This is a genomic window from Enterococcus sp. 5H, from assembly GCF_028128615.1.
GTDB lineage: Bacteria > Bacillota > Bacilli > Lactobacillales > Enterococcaceae > Enterococcus_L.
Genome location: NZ_AMDP01000018.1, coordinates 233,516 through 255,665 on the forward strand (window position 1 = coordinate 233,516; position 22,150 = coordinate 255,665).

Sequence of the window (22,150 nt, forward strand, 5' to 3'; positions counted from 1 at the left end):
GCTATTTTATGATAAACTTCGTTCGATTTCTATTATACATGAGAAGTGAAGAAAATGAATAAATTTAGACAAAGCGAACGAAATGTCAGAAGAAATCCCTCCAAAAGCGGCTAGTTTATTAAAAATATTGAAATAAACGATTTAAAGAGATGCTTTTTTTTAAAATTTTCAGTAAAATAAAGAAAGGAGGCGAAAGTCATGCACCAAATGTATATTGATATTCTTATTGATGCAATTATAGAACAATTTGAAACCGAAGAAAAATTTTATACGGACTATCTCCAAACCACGAAAGAAAACTGGGATAACTGGAAAAAAGGTAGAATTAACTTAACAGGTGAAGAGATGCAGAAAATTAAAAATTTATTTTCTGACTATGAATGGATGTTAACACAAAAGATACTGCGCCAAACCATTTTATTTCCGGAAAAACGTAATATTGCTGTTTCAGAATACAAACGTTTAAAAACAGTGATTGCGAAAAAATGGCTGCAATCAGGTGCAGGGATTGTAGAACTGATTCCTTCAAAAGGAAATCAGGACGAAAAAGAGCAAGCATATATTGATCTAAAAGTAACGGTTACATATGGAGAATGGGGCTTTGACGATATTGTAACTTTTCGATTACCAGCTACACTGCAAGGGCAATTAGAAGGATCAAAAGTCGAATTGCTTGATTGGGTGAATGAAAACTTGATGGGTACTTACGTTGGTGAATAAGTAAGTAAGGGAGTTTTTTTGTGAAACAAATTTTAGGCATTATATCTGTTATTATAGTATTAGCTGCAGTAGTTTTTGTTCTATTTGGTAATGGTTCGTCAAAGGAAAAACCGACAACGACAACAACGACTGAAAGTACAAGTGAAACGAGCACGGCTGTGTTTACCACGACATCCGAAGTGCAAACTGAAACGTCAACAGAGACGACTGCAACGGCTGTTGATTGATTCTATAGGGAAAAACTGATATAATCAGTCAGCTAATATCCTTAACAAGTTAAAAGTGAAGGATTGAATACACGAAAAAGTAGGGAATGTATGACTAGTCAAAGGTATAAAAAGAGAAAAACACGGAAAAGTAACTTGCCAGCTCTGTTTGCAGGGCTTTTAATAGTCGGTGTTGCGTTTATTTTTTCGATTAATCTATTGTCAGACAACTCTCAAACAGAAGAAGAACTTGAACAACAAAGTGAACAGGTTTCAAAAGAAGATTTTATTGACCGAATTAGTCCACATGCGAAAGAGTTGCAGTCTTCTTATGGCGTATTACCGAGTATTATTATTGGTCAAGCGATTTTGGAGTCAAATTGGGGGCAAAGTACGCTGGCGTCTAAATATAATAATCTATTTGGTATCAAAGCCTATGGAGAGCAAAAAAAAGTTAATCTAGAAACGAAAGAATTTATCAATGAAGAATGGATTGTCATTCAGGGGGATTTTAGAGTATATGATACTTGGGAAGAATCAATGAATGACCATACACGATTGTTTATTAATGGTGTGACATGGAACCCTAGGCTGTATGAAAATGTTCTTTTAGCTAAAAATTATAAAGAAGCAGCTCAAGCTTTACAAGATGCAGGTTATGCGACTGATCCAACTTATGCAGAAAAAGTTATCCATGTGATTGAAAGCTATGATTTAGATCAATACGATCATTAATCAGCGAATAGAGAGGGAGTGTCTAAATGAACGAAAAATGGATACCAGAAATCATGACACCATTGAAACAAGATATTGTTCAGGTACCAAAAGTTATTGCTCAAGCAAGCGGTATCCGCATCTTTGGTAAAAAGATTAAATCAATTATTTTCACTACCGACATTGCAATTATTAGAAACACGGATGCCAATGCAGTCATTGCAGTGTATCCTTTTACTCCCCATCCGGCCATTACTAAGAGTATCATTGAGGCAGCAGATATTCCAGTGTTTTCTGGAGTTGGCGGTGGTCTAACACAAGGTCAGCGTTCGGCTTATATGAGCTTGTTTGCAGAAGCACAAGGTTCGATAGGTGTCGTTTTGAATGGTCCAACACCAATCGAAACTGTTGAAATGGTTTGTGAAGCAGTTGATATTCCTGTTGTTAGTACAGTAACTTCTATTCATACACCGATTGATGAAAAAATTGATGCTGGGGTAACGATGATTAATATCAGTGCAGGTAAAGATACTGCTAAAACAGTGAAATTTTTCCGAGAAAAATATCCCGAGTTGCCAATTATCGCAACTGGCGGTCCAACCGATGAATCAATTAAAGAAACTATTGAAGCAGGTGCGAATGCAATTACGTATACACCACCTTCTAATGGAGAATTATTTAGTCATAAAATGAACAAATATCGAAACATCGAAAAAGAGAATTATCAATCAGAGGAATAACCAAAATAGAATTTAATAATAAAATTGATTTGATACTCTGAAAATTTCAATGAAGAAAAATATTTTCATTGAAATTTTCAGAGTTTTGTACTATTGTAGATTAATACAATTAACTTATATATGGTCATAATATGGTTGACCGTTTCTACCCAGTGCCGTAAATGCTGGTCTATAAGTGAAAAAGAGGCTTGATCCCTTTTTTGCTTACGCAGAAAAAGGGATTTTTTTATTTTTTATAGAGAAAAAACTGATAAAAATGGATGAAGGAGTCGGAAGCAATGGAAGAACTAGTAAGACGGATTAAAGAAGATGGGCGAGTTTTGGGAGAAGGTGTCCTTAAAGTGGACAGTTTTGTTACCCATCAAGTAGATCCAGAATTAATGGAAGCGATCGGTTATCGTTTTGCTGAAGTATTTGCAGCATCGGGAATCACAAAAGTGGTGACGATTGAAGCGTCAGGAATCGCTCCAGCACTTTTTGCAGCAAAAAAATTAGGAGTGCCAATGATTTTTGCTCGTAAAGCCAAAAGTTTAACCATGAATGAAGAGCTGTTAACTTCATCGGTATACTCATTTACCAAACAGGTTACAAGCCAAATTTCTATTTCACGAAAATTTTTATCCAGTGACGACAAAGTTTTGATTGTTGATGATTTTTTAGCTAACGGTCAAGCCGCTAAAGGATTGATTGAATTGTGTCAGCAAGCTGGTGCTAACGTGGATGGGATTGGCATTGTTATTGAAAAATCTTTCCAAGATGGACGTTCATTATTGGAAGAAATGGGTATGAAAGTTGTTTCGTTGGCGCGTATTGCATCCTTGAATGATGGTAAAGTTGAATTCTTCGAAGGAGATGCATAATCTTGGGAAAGCAGACAAATCAAACAGAAGCTAAAGTTCTACCTGAAACTGGCAACGGAAAATCAGCTGTTTTAGGTTTGCAGCATCTATTAGCAATGTATGCAGGCGCAGTGGCAGTTCCACTATTGATTGGTACAGGACTTAATTTTAATTCAGAGCAAATGACATATTTAATTTCGATTGATATATTTATGTGCGGAATTGCAACCTTGCTTCAATTGACGGTCAATCGATTTTTCGGAATTGGCTTGCCAGTTGTTTTAGGGTGTGCCATTCAAGCAGTAGCGCCTTTGATTATGATAGGCAACGATAAAGGTGTCGGTGCGATCTACGGTGCTATCATCGCATCAGGGATTTTTGTTGTCCTAGTATCTGGGATATTTTCAAAGATAAAAAAATTATTTCCGCCATTAGTGACTGGAACGGTTATTACGGTGATTGGGTTGACATTGATTCCAGTTGCTGTTGAAAAAATGGGTGGCGGTATTGCTACTGATACAAACTTTGGCAATACAACAAATTTACTATTGGCTTTTGTAACAATTTTTTTAATCATTGTTGTTCAAGTATGGGGACGCGGTTTTATCAAATCGATTGCCGTATTAGTAGGTCTCGTTGGCGGAACAGTTCTTGCAGCTATTTTAGGTCAAGTTGATTTAGCGCCAGTAGGTCAAGCAACGTGGTTTAATTTTCCTCAGCCATTTTATTTTGGGACGCCGACATTTGACATTTCCTCAATCTTGTTGATGATTATTATTTCTATTGTTAGTATGGTTGAGTCTACAGGTGTTTATTTTGCTTTAGGTGATATTACAGGGAAAAAAATCGGTGAAGAAGAATTAAAAAAAGGTTATTGCGCTGAAGGATTAGCTGTTATTTTAGGTGGGATTTTTAATACTTTTCCGTATACTGGTTTTTCTCAAAATGTTGGATTGGTACAGCTTTCTGGGATCAAAACACGTCGGCCAATTTATTATTCTGCATTTTTCTTGATTGCATTAGGGCTGTTACCGAAAGTCGGTGCAATTGCTCAGATTATTCCAGAACCAGTGTTAGGCGGCGGGATGTTGGTGATGTTTGGGATGGTTGCAGTTCAAGGGATGCGGATGTTGTCTAAAGTTGACTATAACAATGATAAAAATTTACTAATTATTGCAATTTCTATAGGTTTTGGGTTAGGCTTTAACATGATGCCAACGTTGTTCCAACAAATGCCGGAAACAGTGCGGATGTTCACTGGAAACGGAATTGTGATGAGTAGTTTAACTGCAATTATTTTGAATTTACTCTTTAATGGTCTAAAAAGTCATCCAGAAATTTAGTTATAAAAAGAACCTGTACCATTATTTATTCAAATAGTAAGAGCTTGAAATCTAACTCACAGAGTTATGCTTCAAGCTCTTTTTTGTTTACAGAATTATGTTGTTCTGGTCTTAAAGTGGTAATTTAATAGTTATAACCGTTCCATGACCGATTCGACTTTCAATAAAAAGCTCAGCTTGATTATTATAGAATAAATTCATTCGCTCCTGAACATTATGGATACCGATACCTGAATAAGTTTGTTTTTCTTTATTTATCGTATTTGTTTGAGTGAAGCCGACGCCTGTATCAATTATTTCGATTAAAATATGGTTTGGTGTTTTTCGAGCGTTGACACAAATTGAACCAGTTTCTTCATTAGGAAAAGCGTGAATAAAGGCATTTTCTACAAAAGGTTGAAGTAACAGCTTAGGAATCGAAGTTTCTAATAAATCGTCTGGGACAATCGCCATAAATTTTATATGATTACCATAGCGAGTATTTAAAATTGTTGAAAAATCTTTCAAAATTGCTAGTTCTTGTTTTAGTGTAATCAGTTCATTCGTGTTATAGATAGTTTGTTCTAATAAATGGATAAAGGCATCGATTGAAGAAACGGCTTCGTTATTTTTATTTGCAAAAATGAGAAACTTAATACTAGCTAATGTATTATAAATAAAATGTGGTTTTATGTGCAGTTGTAAAGACTGAAATTCAGTTTTTCTTTTTTCTTTTTCTGTATAAATTAATTGCTGCATGTATAAATTTAAGCCATCTTGAAGATAGTTATAGGACGAAATTAATTTTTTTATTTCATATGTGCCGCTAACAGTCATTTTTTGATTGAAATTTCCTGCAACTATTTGCGGCGTTCGTTCAATTAGTTTATACAACGGATCTAGAATCTTTTTCAGATAAAAAAAGATCAAAATAAGCAAGAGCGAAAAACTTAAGAGTGTGATTGTAATTATTTTAGACCAGATATTCATTTCCTTTTTTAAGGCATTAAGCTGAATTTCGCTAGTAATAGAAAAATTAAAACTTGGAATCAGCAATTCTTGCGTAACAAAGTCTGTGTTAGATTGTTGTTCTTTATTCGTACGAACTAATTTTTTTTGATTAGATGAAAGTATTTGATTTGATTGATTGGTCATGGAGATTGTATTTACATTGGGAGAAACCAATCGATCATAAATGCTCGAAAAATCTGGTTCAGTTAATTCTATAAATGCATAACCGATTATCGTATCATTTTTTCCATCTGTGATACTGGTGCCAGATAAAATCGTTGGTACAGAATTTAAACGTTTAATCATTTCAAAATCGGGTGCAATTGAAGTGATTAAATTGGGTTCTTGTGCTAATGATTGAACTAATGATTCTTCAAGAATTTGATTAGGACTTAATTTTTCAACGGCATGATTACTATAGTAACTTTGTTGGTTGGTTCCAATTAGTATAAGGTGATAAGGGATATTCTGATAGAGATGATCGGATTGGCTATCAAAAAAATAGCTGAATTGGTAGTACACATTATAGTTCTCTGAAGCATCAGTATTTTTATCTAACGTTAAAAAGTTTTTGACTTCAGAAGAATTTTTAAACTTTGTCAAAATAGTATTAATTGAATTATGTAAATTTTCGTATTCAATCACACTTCGTTCCAGAACTAGCTGGTTTGAATCTACATAAGAATCAATGTAACTTTTACTTGAAAGATCAATCACTACCGTTGTTAAAATTGCACTTAAAGCACTCATGAAAATCATGATAATAAGCATGATCTCAAAAAATAATTGATGATTAAAAAAATACTTTTTGATCCACTTAATCACGGGCAGTTCTCCTATAGTTTGATGGGGATGTTTGTGTTATTTTTTTGAAAACTTTTGAAAAATAACTGGTATCAGTATAACCAACTTGAGCACTTACATCTGAGATAGCTAAATCTGTCTTTTTTAAGAGTTGTTTGGCTGCGGTAATGCGAATATCATTCAAGTAATCTGTAAATGATTGACCGGTAACTGTGACAAAATATCGTGATAAATAATTATAATTAAAGTGGAATTGTTCAGCAATCGAGGCTAGGTTAATACCTGTTGCATAATGTTTCTGAATATAATCTAAAATAAGTTGAATGGTTGTATCTTCGCTGTTATTTAAATAATTCTGACGAACAGATTTCAAGAAACTTACAATATTTTGAGCAGCTTGATCTTGTGTATCAACCTGATTATTGATTGTTAAATAAGTCAGTTTTTCCATTGCGATTGACCGGTTAAGTGTATCTTCCATTTTTGATAATAGTGAAATGATGTTTGAGCTAAAGAAATTTTGAAAATCACTTTTTAAAAACGGACGCTGGTCTTCAGCAATTGACTGTAATGACATTATAGCTTCAGAAAAATATTCTTTTTTGATTAATTTATTAATCGTTTTTTGTTCAGAATGTAGTTGGTGTGTTTCAATGATTAAATCTTGTGAGTTCCAGATAAAATATGGTGTAGAAAAGTAATAATGAAAATCACCATAAAATTTTACAGCTAAACTAAGTTGATCTTCTAGCCAACCAATATCATTGGTGCTATTAAAAAAAATATAGGGCAGAGTTAGTGTACTTAATTCTATCGTGTGATTTGAAAGAGAATGATTAATCAGCACTAAATAACAATTTTTGAAAGGAAGAGTGTATATTTGGAAGTTAGGTTCATTTAGAAAGCGCTTTACAAATTCTGTAATCTCATTAATTGTAAAAAAGTTATTTTCCTGAATTAAAAAACAACTAAAATAAGGATAGTCAAAATGGATCTCTCTCAATGAAATCACTTCTGCTTTTTCTTTTTCTGAAAAATGAGAAAGAGATAACTGGAATTTTTTGGTTGGCGGGCATAAATCTAATAAAATTTGTTCGACTATTTCAGCGTTAATCGAAGGTTTTAAAATATATTCACGTGCGCCATTAATCATTGCTGTTTTGACATAGTCTAAATCGTTGTAGCTGCTTAAAATGACCACTTTTATTTCAGGATACCGTTTGGTCACAGCTTTTGTTAGCTCGATACCGTCGAGATGAGGCATCATGATATCAGTAAAAATAATATCAGGCTGATTTTCTTCACATAGTTTTAGTGCTTCTAAACCATTAGCAGCAGTATTTGAGATAGTGTATCCTAGTTGATCCCAAGGTAAAATGTTCGCAAATCCGTTATGGATGTAAAATTCATCATCAACAATCATGATCTTTTTTTTATCTGTCAATTGATTTCCACCTCTTTGACTATTTTAATAAACAGACTGTATCAGAGGAGTAGGAGCTTTGTCAATTTGTTTTTCTTAAAAGCACTTTTTAGTCAATTAGTAAAATATCCACTTTTTGGTAAAAAACACACTCAGTTTTAGCAGCTTATTGTAAGCGGTATCTTTTTCGCTTAAACTTAAATTATCGAAAGAAAGGGCGTGCCGTAAAAATGAAATTAGTGAAAAAATTGTTTGTTTTATTAGCCGCTGTAATGGTTGTTACAGCTTGCTCCAATCAAAGTGATAGTTCGAAAGAATCTGGTAAGGGGGATAAAATTACCATTTGGGCTTGGGATGAATCGTTTAATATCAAAGCTGTGGATGAAGCAATTAAGGTTTACAAAGAAAAAGCAGATGTTACTGAAGCAGATTTTGAAGTAGTAACAATGGCGCAAGATGATATTGTTCAAAAATTAAATACCAGTTTAGCTTCAGGAAATACAGAAGGTCTGCCGGAAATTGTTTTGATTGAAGATTATCGTATTCAAGGATATCTAACCTCATTTCCAGATGCGTTTGAGCCTCTAACAGATATTGTTAACGAAGCAGATTTCTCAAGCTATAAATTTGGGATTAATAAAGTTGGCGACGAAATTTACGGTGTTCCGTTTGACAGTGGTGTAGCTGGATTATTTTACCGAACTGACTATTTAGAAGAAGCAGGTTATACAGCAGATGATCTGAAAGATATTACCTGGGAAACATATATCACGATTGCAAAAGATGTTAAAACGAAAACAGGGAAAAATATGATTGGTTTAAATCCAAGTGACTTAGGAACATTAAGAGTGATGATGCAGTCAGCTGGAGGTTGGTATCTAAAAGACGGAACCACTGTTGATATTGCTGACAACGATATTTTAAAAGAATCACTGAAAGTATATGTTGATTTAATGAATTCAGGTACCGTTACGTTAACACCGGATTGGAATGCTGGCGTTAGTGCTGTCAATAATGGCGATGTAGCTAGTGCGCCAACCGGTGCTTGGTATGCTGGGACGATTATGGGGAATGAAGAACAAAGTGGTAAATGGGCTATTTCTGAGATTCCAAGACTAGGTAATGTAAAAACATCAATTAACGCCTCAAGTATTGGCGGCGGAGGCTGGTATGTACTTAAAGGCGTAGGTGATAGTGATAAAGCGAAAGACTTTTTGAAACAAACATTTGCAACGGATGCAGAATTAATGAATACGTTAGCTAACGAAATTGGCTTAGTAAGTACATTAAATGCTGCTGCTGAAACAAAAAATTATCAATCACCAAACAAATTCTTTAGTGATGAGAAAATTTTTGAAAACTTCTCAAAATGGTCAGGAGAAGTTCCCGTTGTTAACTACGGATTGCACACATATGCGATTGAAAATATTTTTACTGAATATGTTCAAAAAATTGTTAGTGGTGCTCCTATTGATAAAACTTTAGAAGATGCTCAAAAACAAATTGAATCATCTATCCAAAATTAATTAGAGCAGTCTTAATTTAAAGGGTATGAGACAAAACAAACGATCTGTTTTGCCTTGTACCCTATAGTTTAAAATTAAATTTTGTCACTACATTTTACACAGTAGAAAGTTTGGAGGAATCAGGATGCGTAGTAAGTCGGGACTGACCAAGAAAAGTACCGGTTCTTATTTTTATTTGCCTAGTGTGATTATTATTTCCATTATTGTTTTTTTCCCCATGATACAGGCACTAATTATGTCATTTCAAACAGGCTCACCAGTTAACATGCAATTTTCAGGCTTATCGAATTATATCAGAATGTTAAGCGATGAAACCTTTAAAAAAGCAGCATTTAATACTAGTTTATATTTGCTTATTCAAGTACCGTTAATGATTTTGCTGTCAATGGTCATTTCTGTTTTACTGAATCAAAAAAATCTGAAGTTTCGTTCATTTTTCCGAATCGCGATTTTCTTGCCTTGTATTACGTCATTGGTCTCTTATTCATTGATTATGAAGTCTTTGTTTATGGAAAACGGATTGGTGAATACTATTTTGTTAAATAGTCACTTGATTTCTGAGCCGATTCTTTGGCTGACACATCCTGTTTGGGCAAAAGTTTTAATCGTTATTTCGATTACGTGGCGCTGGACTGGTTACAACATGATCTTTTTCTTATCTGGCTTGCAAAATATTGATCCAGCAATTTATGAAGCAGCCGATATTGATGGTACCTCAGAGTGGCAAAAATTTTTCAGGATTACGGTTCCTATGTTGAAACCGATTATTTTATTTACAACCATTACTTCAACCATAGGTACACTGCAATTGTTTGATGAAGTTGTGAATATTACCAATGGTGGTCCAGCCAATGCGACCATGACACTTTCACAATATATCTATAATTTAAGTTATAAGTTTACGCCGAATTTCGGTTATGCAGCAGCAATTTCGTTTGTTATTGTATTGGCGATTGTATGTTTAACGATGATTCAAATGAAGCTTGGAGGAAGTAGTGATGTCGAATAAAGCAAAAACAATTTTTAAATATTTCTTTTTATCATTAGCCGCGTTTATTTCAGTATTTCCTTTCCTATTCATGTTGTTAGGGGTAACGAATAAATCAATTGATATCAGTAGTGGAAATTTAAAATTAGGAGGAGAGTTTCTTACTAATCTGAGCAATTTATTTTCCAATGATTTGAATTTTCAACGAGCTTTTATGAATTCATTGATTATTGCTGTGATTACAACGATTTTAGCCTTAATTATTTCTTCGATTGCAGGTTATGGATTTGAAATTTACCGAACTAAGCGATCCGAAAAAATCTTTAATTTTATTTTATTGTCGATGATGGTTCCGTTCGCGTCCTTGATGATTCCTCTGTATCGGATGTTTGGCCGTCTAAATGCGGCTGGTTTATCTTCATTTGGATTGAATAGTTATTTTTCCGTGATTATCCCAGCTGTTTCTACTGCGTTTTTGATTTTCTTCTTTCGTCAGAATGCAAAGGCATTTCCCAAAGAATTAGTGGAAGCCGCTCGAATTGACGGCGTTTCGGAAATAGGTATATTTTTTAGAATTTTTATGCCGGCTGCAAAAAATACTTATGCCGCAGGTGCAATTATCACTTTTATGAGTTCTTGGAACAATTACTTATGGCCATTAGTTGCTTTACAATCACCAGAAAAAAGAACGTTGCCTTTAGTTCTTTCAGCTATGGGAGCCTCTTATACACCAGATTTTGGGATGATGATGACAGGGATTGTTATTTCAACCATACCGACGGCTGTGATTTTCTTTGTGATGCAAAAACAATTTGTACAAGGAATGATTGGCTCGATTAAATAAAAAGGAGATGTCTTATGATATCTATTACATTTCAAGCAGAGCAACAAGTATTTCATTTAGCAACGGATACGATGAGCTATATTATGAAAATTGAAGAAGGAGATCTATTAGCCCATCATTATTTTGGCAAGCGTATTGTTGATTATCATGGAATTCGTCAATATCCGAGAATTGATCGCTCGTTTTCACCAAATTTGTATGATGCAACGGATCGGCTTTTTTCAAAAGATACTCTTCCCCAAGTTTATAGTGGCTATGGAGCGGGTGATTTTCGTGTGCCTGCTTTGGTTTTAGAACAAGCCAATGGTTCTAAAGTAACAGATTTTCGTTATGCTGCTCATGAAATCTATTCAGAGAAAAATGAGATTCACGGATTACCGCAAATTCATAGTGAAAATAGCCAAACATTAGCGATCGAAATGCAGGATCAAAGTTTGCCTGATGTTCAATTGTTTCTCTATTTTTCTTTAGTGGAAGGGAAAGATGCGGTGATCCGTTCAGCTAAGTTAGTGAATCGATCATCAGAAAAGTTAATGATCCGAAAATTTGATAGTTGTCAGCTTGATTTTCTGGAAAGTGATTTTGAATGTCTGAATTTTCCTGGTGCTTGGGGGCGTGAACGACAATTAGTCAGAGAAAAAATAAATACAGGTATTCAAACGATTTCTTCTTCTAGAGGTGCCAGCAGTCATCAACAAAATCCATTTACAGCACTCATTAAAGAACAGACGAACGAATTTGTCGGAGATGCATATGGGATTAGTTTGATTTATAGCGGCAGTTTTCAATTTTCGATTGAAAAAGATCCATTTAATCAATTGCGTGTAAATGCTGGGTTGAATCCACTGAACTTTAATTGGTTGTTAACGAAAGACCAGGAATTTCAAACCCCGGAAGTTGTTTTGGTCTATTCAGATCAAGGATTAAATGGTATGTCTCAAATATATCATCAGCTTTATACTGAAAACTTGCTTAGAGGAAACTATCAAAAACAACAACGACCAATTCTGGTCAATAACTGGGAAGCAACTTATTTTGATTTTGACGAGGCAAGCATTACAACCTTGATTGAGGAATCAGCTGAACTTGGGATTGAACTTTTTGTTTTAGATGATGGTTGGTATGGAAAACGTAATAACGATCAGACGTCATTAGGCGATTGGGAAGTAAATGCTGAGAAACTAACAAACGGCTTGAATGGCATTATTAATGCAGCGAAACAAAAAAATATGCAGTTTGGTCTTTGGTTAGAACCTGAAATGATTTCTGAAACAAGTGAACTATTTAAACAGCATCCAGATTGGGCGATACAAATACCTAATCGAGAGAAATCAAAAAGTCGAGATCAATTTGTTTTAGATTTTTCCCGTCAAGAAGTGCGTACGCATATTTACCAAAAAGTTGCCGCGATTCTCACACAATATGATATTAGATATGTAAAATGGGACTGCAATCGGAATTTAAGTGAAGTCTATTCTTTAGCCTTAGATGCTGCTCAGCAAGGAGAAGTTCATCATCGGTATATATTAGGTCTGTATGAATTTTTAGAACAGTTGACACAAGACTTCCCTCATGTCTTATTTGAAAGTTGTTCTGGGGGTGGCGGTCGTTTTGATCCAGGTATGCTTTACTACATGCCTCAAACATGGACCAGTGATAATACAGATGCAGTCGCTCGCTTGAAAATTCAATATAGCACCAGTTTAGTCTATCCAATTGTGACTATGGGTTCTCATGTTTCGGCCAGCCCTAATCATCAAACAGGACGAACAACTTCATTGAAGATGCGTGGAGATGTAGCGATGTCTGGCGTTTTCGGGTATGAATTAGATGTAAAAGAATTATCAGAAACTGAAAAAGATGAAATCAAAGAACAGGTTCGTTTTTATAAACAACATCGCCAACTAATTCAATTCGGTGATTTTTACCGTTTATTAAGTCCATTTGAAGGCAACGACACAGCGTGGGCTTTTATTTCAAAAGATCAGAAAGAATGTTTAGTTTTCTATTTTAAAGTGCTTGAAGAAGCCTCAGCGCCTTTATGTATTTTAAAATTAGCTGGGTTAAAAAATGATGAGCTCTACCATAATGAAAAGTTAGGTACATTTTCAGGCAGTGAATTAATGAATGCTGGAATTTATACATCAATAGAACAAACTGGTGACTTTAGAAGTGAATGTTATTATTTTAAAATGGTCTAGGAGGGATTTACTTGTTAAGACAAACAGAGTTATTTTATGGTGGTGACTACAATCCTGAGCAGTGGAGTCGGGAAATAATTATGGAAGATATGCGCCTGATGAAACAAGCCAAAGTAAACTATGTTAGCTTAAATATTTTTGGCTGGGTAAATATTCAGCCAAGCGAAGACGTGTTTGATTTTACCTTTTTAGATGAAATGATGGAGCTGCTCCATAAAAATGAAATAGGTGTAGATTTAGCAAACGGTACGGCTTCTCCGCCAGCGTGGTTAGTCAAAAAACATCCAGAAATTTTACCAATAACGATTAACGGAACACCTTCAGTGCATGGCTCCAGACAACATTATTGTCCTAGCAATCAATTGTATCGTTCCTATGTAAAACGACTTAGTGAAGCTGTTGCAAAACGTTACGCAGACCATCCTGCTTTAATTATGTGGCATATTAACAATGAGTATACTTGTCATATTAGTGAATGTTATTGTGATTCCTGTTTAGCGGCATTTCGTCAATGGCTAAAAGAGAAATATCAGACAATTGATGAATTAAACCGCTGTTGGTCAACGAAATTTTGGAGTCAATCGTACAGTGAGAGGGATGAAATTTTCTTACCGAAAGAAATGCCGACATTTAAAAATCCAGCCCATCAATTAGATTATAAACGATTTATTTCAGATCAGAATTTAGCTCTGTTCAAACTAGAAAAAGAAGCCATTCGTAAGTATTCACAAGATATTCCAGTAATGACAAATTTGATGGGCTTGCATAAACATGTGGATGGATTTAAGTTTGCTGAAGAAATGGATGTGGTTGGCTGGGATGCTTACCCTAATCCTTTTGAAGAAAAACCATATCCGCAATTTCTTGCCAATGATTTAACCAGAAGCTTGAAGAAAAAGCCTTTTTTAGTGATGGAACAAGCTCCAAGTGCAGTAAATTGGCGCGCAGCTAATGGCGCTAAAAAACCGGGACAAATGCGATTATGGAGCTATGAAGCACTAGCTCACGGTGCAGATGGCATTATGTTTTTCCAATGGCGGCAATCACAAGGCGGAGCAGAAAAGTTTCATAGCGGTATGGTCAGCCACAATCAAGATCCTGAAAGTCGTTTGTTTAAAGAAATTGTTCAATTAGGTGAAGAATTGGAGCAATTAAATGAATTAGTAGGGACAACCTATGTGGCAGATGTTGCTTTTGTTTTTGACTGGGAGAATTGGTGGGCATTAGAATTAGATGCTAAACCAAGCGCAAAGATTAACTATATCAAGCAAATGAGGGATTTATATAAAGTATTTCATGAGCTGAATATTGGTGTAGATTTCGTTCATCCAAGTGAAAGTCTTGATCCCTATAAATTGGTCATTTCAAATGCACAATATTTGGTAACTGAAGATTTTTCAACTAAAGTCAAAGCCTATGTTAACGCTGGCGGTCACTTTATGACGACTTTCTTCAGCGGAATCGTTGATGAAAATGATCGAGTTTATCTTGGCGGTTATCCAGGTGCCTTTAAAGAAGTACTGGGGATTTATGTAGAAGAATTTTACCCAATGCCGTTAGATGCTAAGAGCCGGATCGCAATAGGGGACGGCACTTATGAAACTGAAACGTGGGAAGAAGTGATTCATCTTAAAGGAGCGCAAGCGGTAGCTAATTTTACTCAAGGATATTTAGCTGAAATGCCGGCAGTAACACAATATAAATATGGAAAAGGAGAATCCTATTATATAGGAACAAAACTTTTTGAAGCAGGCAACCGAGTCATTATAGAGAAGATTCTTACAGAGGCAGACATTCCCTCAACGGCTAGTGAATTTATCCAAAACCAAAGTCACTCTATTTCAGTTACTTGCCGTGAAAACCAATTAGACAATTTTATTTTTCTACTTAATTATGGACAGAAATCTGAAACTATTCAATTAAACGTGTCAGCATATTCTTTACTAGATGAAGCAATCGTGCAAGATAATATCACGATTCCAGCAAATGATCTTAAAATTCTAAAAATACCTAAAGTGAGATAGGAGCATTATATTCATGTCAACATTTGAGATTCGGGAAGATTTCTATTTAGATGGCAAACCCTTTAAAATCATTTCAGGTGCTATTCATTATTTCAGAGTTGTCCCGGAGTATTGGGAACATCGTTTAACTTTATTAAAAAATATGGGTTGTAACACAGTGGAAACCTACGTTGCTTGGAATGAACATGAGGCTAAAGAAGGGCAGTATGATTTTTCGGGTGGGTGTGACTTACGAAAATTTATTCAAATTGCAGCGTCATTAGAACTGAAAGTTATCTTAAGACCTTCTCCATATATCTGTGCAGAGTATGAATTTGGCGGTTTACCTGCATGGTTGTTAAAGGATCGGAATATGCGGGTAAGAAGTACGTATCAGCCATTCATGGATTATGTTACACGGTATTATCATGAACTATTTAAAGAAGTAAGGGATTTACAAATTACGACAGGCGGTCCAATTATTTTAATGCAAGTGGAAAACGAGTTCGGCGGCTATAGTAATGATCAAGAATATTTGTACCAACTGGCGACATTAATGAAAGAAAATGGCGTAACAGTTCCCTTAGTAACATCCGATGGACCTTGGGGCGATATGCTGGAAAATGGCAGTATTCAAGATATTGCATTACCTACAGTTAACTGTGGATCAAAAATTCCTGAACATTTTAAACGCTTAGAAGAATTCCAAAACAAAAAAAGGCCACTAATGGTTATGGAATACTGGATTGGTTGGTTTGATGCTTGGCAGGACAAAGAACATCATACAACAAGTATTGGTGACAGCGTTCATTCGCTAAAACAAATTTTACAGCGAGGTAGTGTCAATTTTTACATGTTTCATGGCGGTACTAATTTTGGCTTTATGAATGGTTCGAATTATTATGAGAAACTATTGCCTGATACTACGTCATATGACTATGATGCTCCAGTAAATGAATACGGAGAAACAACCGAAAAATATTTAGCATTTAAAGAAGTGATTGCTGAGTATACAAAAATCACTGAAGTGCCAATCAAACCAATCTTACGTATCAATCCTGGTGTAATTAAAATAGATAATTCAGTTTCTTTATTTAATACAATCGAAAGCATTAGTCAAAAAGTAGATTCAACTTATCCGTTAACAATGGAAGATTTAGATCAAAATTACGGTTATGTGTTTTATACGAGCGAAATCGGAACGGCACGTAGCATTAGTGATCTTAGACTGATAAACGTAGCAGATCGTGCTCAGATCTTCATTAATCAACAATGGCTGGAAACAAAATATGATCTAGAAATTGAAAAATCAATGGAAGTTGAATTGGTTGAAAAAGAGAATCAACTAGGGATTTTGGTAGAGAATATGGGACGAGTTAATTATTCTGTGAAAATGGATTCCCAGCGTAAAGGAATTAGCGGCGGAGTGGTCATTAATGGTGCCTTTCAAACGAGTTGGTCACAGTACAGTCTTGATTTTGAAAACATAGATACAATTGATTTTTCGGGTGCGGTGATACCGATGTCACCGACTTTTAGTCGCTTTACATTTACTTTAGATTCCTTAGGTGATACGTTTATAGATATGAATGCTTGGGGAAAAGGGGTTGTCATTGTGAATGGGTTTACTATTGGTCGTTATTGGAAAGAAGGGCCGCAGCAAAAACTTTATATACCAGGCCCAAAGTTGAAATTAGGAGAAAATGAGATTATTATCTTTGAGACAGAAGGAAAATCTCAAACGACTATATTATTAACTGATAGACCTGATATTTTAAACGGATTATAGCATTTATAAAAAAAACAAGTAGGAATTCATTAGAAGTTAACTAGAAACTTTCGTGAATTTCTACTTGTTTTACGTGTTTTAATGAGGATAATGCTGATAAAGCGAACGTTAATTTAAAAAAATGATATAATATTCGATTTTACTTTGACACGTAAGATTTCCATTGCTAAAATAAAGGAGAATAGAGAAGGAAAGGGGAATGTTATGTCAGTCTTAGTTTCTGTAATTATGGGGAGTACGTCAGATTGGTCAACGATGAAACATGCTTGCGATCAGTTAGATAAATTTGCGGTTTCTTATGAGAAAAAAGTGGTGTCTGCTCATCGTACACCAGACTATATGTTTACGTTTGCTGAAAGTGCGCGTGATCGCGGAGTTAAAGTGATTATTGCTGGTGCTGGCGGTGCGGCTCATTTGCCGGGGATGGTCGCAGCAAAAACAACATTGCCTGTGATTGGTGTTCCGGTTCAAACAAAAGCATTAAACGGCTTAGATTCATTACTTTCAATTGTTCAAATGCCTGGCGGAGTGCCAGTAGCTACGACGGCAATTGGAAAAGCTGGCGCAACGAATGCCGGACTACTTGCAGTTCAGATGCTTTCCATGTATGATGTAGAGTTAGCAGGGAAATTAGACGAAGAGCGTAAATTTCTTGAAGAAACTGTGATGGAAAGTAGTGATGAACTTGAATAAACCTTTATTGCCAGGACAAATGATTGGTATTATTGGTGGCGGACAATTGGGTAGGATGATGGCTCTAAGCGCACGTGAAATGGGTTTTCGTGTAGGCGTTTTAGATCCAACTGTTGATTGCCCGGCTGCTCAAGTCGCTGATTGGCATTTGTTAGCTGATTATGACGATTTAGAAGCTTTAGAAGAGCTGGCGAGACGTTCTCAAGTTTTGACATATGAGTTTGAAAATGTTGATGTTGAAGCGTTAATGCATGTTCAAGATTTAGTAAGTATCCCCCAAGGAACGGATCTTTTAGCGATTACACAAGACCGACTATTGGAAAAATCCTTTTTAGAAGAAAATAATATTGTTATAGCCCCTCATGCAACGATTGTTAGTCCTACAGATATCCAAGATGCAATCGACGGTATCGGTTATCCTTGCGTCTTAAAAACAACGCGAGGCGGCTATGATGGCAAAGGCCAATATGTTTTATACAGTACTTCTGATTTAGCACCTTCAATGAATTTACTAAGAGAAGGAACTTGTGTTTTAGAAGCATGGATTCCTTATGAGAAAGAGATTTCAGTCTTAGTAAGCGGTAATGGTGAAGGTGAAATAACTGTTTTTCCAGTTGTAGAAAATATTCATCGCAGCAATATCTTACATGAAACAATTGCGCCGGCAAGAGTAGAAGAGGATGTTGTAGAAGAAGCACAGCGTATAGCCCGAGTGATTGCTGAAGCAGTCAATTTAGCTGGCACATTAGCGGTAGAGATGTTTTTAACTGGTGATGGCGGTATCTATGTTAACGAATTAGCGCCAAGACCGCATAATTCAGGTCACTATTCAATTGAAGCTTGCTCAATGAGTCAGTTTGATGCGCATATTCGCGGGATTTGTGGTTGGCCGTTGCCTGAAGTTGATTTACTTTCAGAAGCAGTGATGGTAAATATTTTAGGTAATGAAATCTATGAAACGATGGATATTATTGCTGAAAAACCGGACTGGCATTTTCATTATTATGGCAAATCAGAAGCCAAAAAAGGTAGAAAAATGGGACATATAACAATTCTAACCGAAGATATATTTGAAACACTAGAAGATATTTATCAAACCAATATTTGGGATTAAAAAGGAGCAAATAAACGAATGATTGATCGCTATACACGACCAGAAATGGGTGCTATTTGGACAGATGAAAATCGGTATAAAGCATGGCTCGAAGTAGAGATTCTTGCCGATGAAGCTTGGGCGGAATTAGGTGAAATTCCGAAAGAAGATGTACAAAAAATTCGGGAAAATGCTTCGTTTGATGTTGCGCGAATTTTAGAAATTGAAGCGGAAACAAGACACGATGTAGTTGCCTTTACTCGTGCCGTTTCTGAAACTTTAGGTGAAGAACGTAAATGGGTGCACTACGGACTGACAAGTACAGACGTAGTTGATACAGCTTACGGTTATCAACTAAAACAAGCAAATGATATTTTACGCGAAGATTTGAAAAAATTTACAGCAATTATTGGTGAAAAAGCGAAAGAACACAAACATACAGTGATGATGGGACGTACCCACGGGGTTCATGCGGAGCCGACAACATTTGGCTTAAAACTAGCGCTTTGGTATTCTGAAATGAAACGAAACGTTGAGCGTTTTGAACATGCTGCTAAGGGTGTAGAAGCTGGGAAAATCAGTGGAGCTGTAGGGACTTTTGCGAACATTTCGCCATTTGTTGAAGAATATGTCTGTGATAAACTAGGTATTCGAGCACAAGAAATCTCTACTCAAGTTTTGCCGCGTGATTTACATGCTGAGTATTTATCGGCTATGGCATTAGTTGCAACAAGTATCGAAAAGTTTGCAACAGAAATTAGAGGCTTGCAAAAATCGGAAACTCGCGAAGTGGAAGAATTTTTTGCAAAAGGTCAAAAAGGTTCATCAGCAATGCCACATAAACGTAATCCAATTGGATCTGAAAACATGACAGGACTTGCTCGTGTGATTCGTGGACATATGGTTACAGCCTATGAGAACGTTACTTTATGGCATGAACGCGATATTTCCCATTCTTCTGCTGAACGGATTATTATTCCAGATACAACGATTTTGTTGGATTATATGTTGAATCGTTTTTCAACGATTGTTAAAAATCTGACTGTTTTTCCTGAGAATATGAAACGTAATATGGATGCAACTTATGGTTTGATCTACAGCCAACGTGTTTTATTGAAATTGATCGACCACGGAATGTCCAGAGAAGCAGCTTATGATTTAGTTCAACCTAAGACAGCTTATGCTTGGGATCATCAAACGGCGTTTCGACCATTGTTGGATGCGGACGAAAATATTACTTCTGTTTTATCAAAAGAAGAGTTAGATGATGCTTTTGATTACAACTATCATTTAAAAAATGTTGATCTTATTTTTGAACGAGTAGGATTAGCTTAACAGTAAAAAAACTAGCAATTTATGATGTGGGGTTGAACATCATAAGTTGCTAGTTTTTTATTTAAGCATTTCAATATGACTATCAAAATATTGTTCAATAAAAAATGTTTGTTTAAGAATTTCCTCTTCTGTTATCTGTGTGTCTTCAGGAATCACAATCCATTTTGTTTCCACATCGTCGTTTCTATGAATAACGGCTGCTACAAAACCGGTGAAATTTTTCAGTTTTTTTGATGGTACATTTAGAACGTAAGCATCCTGTTCTTCATCGTCTCCGCCAATCACGCCTGAAATGTAGCCGTAGTTAATCGGGTAAGTATTTCCGAATGAATCTTTATAACCAATTGGTCTATCAATCGTTACGATTACTTTTAGTTTTTCCATAAGCTCCTCCTTTTATTCAAACCAAAGTAAAAAAAGATGGACAAAACTAAGTGACTAGTTTTGTCTCATCAGTAAAGTCTAGATTAAACCGTGATTTCCTGTAAAACTCGAAAAGGTGTAGTTTTCGGAGTTTTTAACATAGAAAGTAGCTGATCTATAAAAAGATACGTACATTCTTTTGAATTCAAATATACATGAATACAATAATTATTTTTGAAAAAATGTTGTTCATGAATTTGATGAATAATCAATTCTGTATTATGACTATTCATATAGCGGAATGTTCGCTTTCTTCTTTCAGAATGGCGATGGGCCGCTCGTTTTAAATTTCTAAAGGTGTAGAAAGTACTATGTTGATTCAACTTATGTACTTCCTCTAAAGCTAATAGATCGTTGTACAATTGTGTTTTTTCTTCAGGTGCTAATCCTGCCAAAAATTCCTGCGCCAAATTATCATAATCGCTAGTCATCCTTGTGTTCCCTCCCAAAAATCATCACTAATACACACATAAAATAGAGTGAAATTATCTACAATCTCTTGTTTGATAGCATACCACTTTTTAACATAGTTGTAAATGCTTACAAGTATTTTTTAAATATATTTTATTTTTATAAAAAAGTTACGGATAATACACGAACGTTTTTGGTTTTGTTTCTGTTTATTGTTAATAAATTGTTGACGAGTAAGAATAACCTTGTTAGACTATAGAAAAGATCGGACACGAATTATGAATTGGTTTTTATAAAAAACGTACGGAAATAGGAGTGAGGTTGATCTGTGGAAACAGAAAATTTATTGTATGAAGGAAAAGCTAAAAAACTTTTCAAAACCAATGAACCCAATGTTTTACGAGTAGAATATTTAGACCAAACTACAGCGTTAAATGGTGCAAAGAAGGATATAGTAACTGGAAAGGCAAGTCTGAATAATCAAATAACAGCACTAGTTTTTGAACGACTTACCCATGAAGGTATCCAAAATCACTTTATAAAGAAAAAATCAAAAAACGAACAATTAGTCGAGGCGGTAGAAATTGTTCAACTGGAAGTTGTCATTAGGAATGTTTCAGCGGGAAGTTTTGCTAAAAGACTGGCAATTGCTGAAGGGACACCGTTAGCCTTCCCCATAATTGAATTTTACTACAAAGATGATGCCCTTGATGATCCCCTAATAAATGAAGATCATATAAAAATTCTACAAATTGCAACTGAAGACGAAATTAAAACAATCAAAATGCAAACGTATAAAATTAACGAAGCCTTGATAAAATTGTTTAAAAAAATCGGTATATGTTTAATTGATTTTAAAATTGAATTCGGCCGTCGGGATGATGGAACAATTTTACTAGCGGATGAGATTACACCTGATACCTGTCGTTTATGGGATGAAAAGACCGGTGATCGTTTAGATAAAGATCTTTATCGGAAGAATTTAGGTGATATTGTACCTGTTTATCAAGAAGTACTTGAGCGCCTAGAAAAAATAGCTGACTAAAAATAGAGGAGAGTTGCAAA

The 22,150-nt window shown here is 35.3% G+C and carries 20 protein-coding genes and 1 riboswitch; of the genes, 16 read left to right on the forward strand and 4 right to left on the reverse strand.

Annotation, left to right across the window (positions count from 1 at the left end; all coding sequences use genetic code 11):
- The first annotated feature begins 198 nt into the window (after window positions 1–198).
- The 6 genes from C240_RS05885 (at window position 199) to C240_RS05910 (ending at window position 4,562) form a co-directional block, all read left to right on the forward strand.
- Window positions 199–720, forward strand: coding sequence for a hypothetical protein (locus tag C240_RS05885; RefSeq protein ID WP_271492188.1), 522 nt, complete (start codon window positions 199–201; stop codon window positions 718–720).
- A 20-nt stretch (window positions 721–740) separates the two neighbouring features.
- A complete protein-coding gene (locus C240_RS05890; protein ID WP_271492191.1) occupies window positions 741–947 on the forward strand; it encodes a hypothetical protein in 207 nt (68 codons plus the stop codon).
- 90 nt (window positions 948–1,037) lie between these two features.
- A complete protein-coding gene (locus tag C240_RS05895) occupies window positions 1,038–1,661 on the forward strand; it encodes a glycoside hydrolase family 73 protein (RefSeq protein WP_271492193.1) in 624 nt (207 codons plus the stop codon).
- Window positions 1,662–1,687: 26 nt separating this feature from the next.
- Complete coding sequence (locus tag C240_RS05900) at window positions 1,688–2,380, forward strand: hydrolase (protein ID WP_271492196.1); 693 nt, start codon at window positions 1,688–1,690, stop codon at window positions 2,378–2,380.
- Window positions 2,381–2,474: 94 nt separating this feature from the next.
- Window positions 2,475–2,572: riboswitch (purine riboswitch) on the forward strand.
- 86 nt (window positions 2,573–2,658) lie between these two features.
- The gene (locus C240_RS05905; protein WP_271492199.1) at window positions 2,659–3,240 is read left to right on the forward strand and encodes a xanthine phosphoribosyltransferase; all 582 of its coding nucleotides are present in this window, start codon (window positions 2,659–2,661) and stop codon (window positions 3,238–3,240) included.
- 2 nt (window positions 3,241–3,242) lie between these two features.
- On the forward strand, window positions 3,243–4,562 hold the full coding sequence (locus C240_RS05910) for a nucleobase:cation symporter-2 family protein (RefSeq protein WP_271492202.1): 1,320 nt from the start codon (window positions 3,243–3,245) through the stop codon (window positions 4,560–4,562).
- Window positions 4,563–4,673: 111 nt separating this feature from the next.
- On the opposite strand, the gene C240_RS05915 is transcribed toward C240_RS05910, so the two are convergent.
- Entirely contained in the window at window positions 4,674–6,377 is a 1,704-nt protein-coding gene (locus C240_RS05915; protein ID WP_271492205.1) for a sensor histidine kinase, read from the reverse strand.
- Window positions 6,370–7,800, reverse strand: a complete 1,431-nt coding sequence (locus C240_RS05920; RefSeq protein WP_271492208.1) for a response regulator transcription factor — start codon at window positions 7,798–7,800, stop codon at window positions 6,370–6,372. The genes C240_RS05915 and C240_RS05920 overlap by 8 nt, the downstream gene beginning before the upstream one ends.
- A 209-nt stretch (window positions 7,801–8,009) precedes the next feature.
- On the opposite strand from C240_RS05920, the gene C240_RS05925 reads away from it, so the two are divergent.
- The 9 genes from C240_RS05925 (at window position 8,010) to purB (ending at window position 20,251) form a co-directional block, all read left to right on the forward strand.
- Entirely contained in the window at window positions 8,010–9,305 is a 1,296-nt protein-coding gene (locus C240_RS05925; protein ID WP_271492211.1) for an ABC transporter substrate-binding protein, read from the forward strand.
- A gap of 124 nt (window positions 9,306–9,429) precedes the next feature.
- Complete coding sequence (locus C240_RS05930) at window positions 9,430–10,314, forward strand: carbohydrate ABC transporter permease (protein ID WP_271492214.1); 885 nt, start codon at window positions 9,430–9,432, stop codon at window positions 10,312–10,314.
- Entirely contained in the window at window positions 10,304–11,137 is an 834-nt protein-coding gene (locus C240_RS05935) for a carbohydrate ABC transporter permease (RefSeq protein ID WP_271492216.1), read from the forward strand. Before C240_RS05930 ends, C240_RS05935 begins: the two co-directional genes overlap by 11 nt.
- Window positions 11,138–11,151: 14 nt before the next feature.
- On the forward strand, window positions 11,152–13,338 hold the full coding sequence (locus C240_RS05940; protein WP_271492219.1) for an alpha-galactosidase: 2,187 nt from the start codon (window positions 11,152–11,154) through the stop codon (window positions 13,336–13,338).
- Between the two features lie 11 nt (window positions 13,339–13,349).
- The gene (locus C240_RS05945) at window positions 13,350–15,362 is read left to right on the forward strand and encodes a beta-galactosidase (RefSeq protein WP_271492222.1); all 2,013 of its coding nucleotides are present in this window, start codon (window positions 13,350–13,352) and stop codon (window positions 15,360–15,362) included.
- 13 nt (window positions 15,363–15,375) lie between these two features.
- Complete coding sequence (locus C240_RS05950; protein ID WP_271492224.1) at window positions 15,376–17,130, forward strand: glycoside hydrolase family 35 protein; 1,755 nt, start codon at window positions 15,376–15,378, stop codon at window positions 17,128–17,130.
- Between the two features lie 204 nt (window positions 17,131–17,334).
- Window positions 17,335–17,823, forward strand: coding sequence for a 5-(carboxyamino)imidazole ribonucleotide mutase (gene purE, locus C240_RS05955; protein ID WP_271492226.1), 489 nt, complete (start codon window positions 17,335–17,337; stop codon window positions 17,821–17,823).
- The gene (gene purK / locus C240_RS05960) at window positions 17,816–18,937 is read left to right on the forward strand and encodes a 5-(carboxyamino)imidazole ribonucleotide synthase (protein ID WP_271492332.1); all 1,122 of its coding nucleotides are present in this window, start codon (window positions 17,816–17,818) and stop codon (window positions 18,935–18,937) included. The genes purE and purK overlap by 8 nt, the downstream gene beginning before the upstream one ends.
- An 18-nt stretch (window positions 18,938–18,955) precedes the next feature.
- Complete coding sequence (gene purB / locus C240_RS05965; RefSeq protein ID WP_271492228.1) at window positions 18,956–20,251, forward strand: adenylosuccinate lyase; 1,296 nt, start codon at window positions 18,956–18,958, stop codon at window positions 20,249–20,251.
- Window positions 20,252–20,308: 57 nt separating this feature from the next.
- Here purB and C240_RS05970 read toward each other — a convergent pair whose 3' ends face one another.
- Both C240_RS05970 and C240_RS05975 read right to left on the reverse strand, forming a co-directional pair.
- Window positions 20,309–20,635 (reverse strand): inorganic pyrophosphatase, encoded by a 327-nt coding sequence (locus tag C240_RS05970; RefSeq protein WP_271492230.1) that lies wholly within the window; start codon window positions 20,633–20,635, stop codon window positions 20,309–20,311.
- An 83-nt stretch (window positions 20,636–20,718) separates the two neighbouring features.
- Complete coding sequence (locus C240_RS05975; RefSeq protein WP_271492232.1) at window positions 20,719–21,105, reverse strand: hypothetical protein; 387 nt, start codon at window positions 21,103–21,105, stop codon at window positions 20,719–20,721.
- A 308-nt stretch (window positions 21,106–21,413) separates the two neighbouring features.
- Here C240_RS05975 and purC point away from each other — a divergent pair, with 308 nt between their 5' ends.
- Entirely contained in the window at window positions 21,414–22,130 is a 717-nt protein-coding gene (purC, locus tag C240_RS05980) for a phosphoribosylaminoimidazolesuccinocarboxamide synthase (protein WP_271492234.1), read from the forward strand.
- Window positions 22,131–22,150 lie beyond the last annotated feature (20 nt).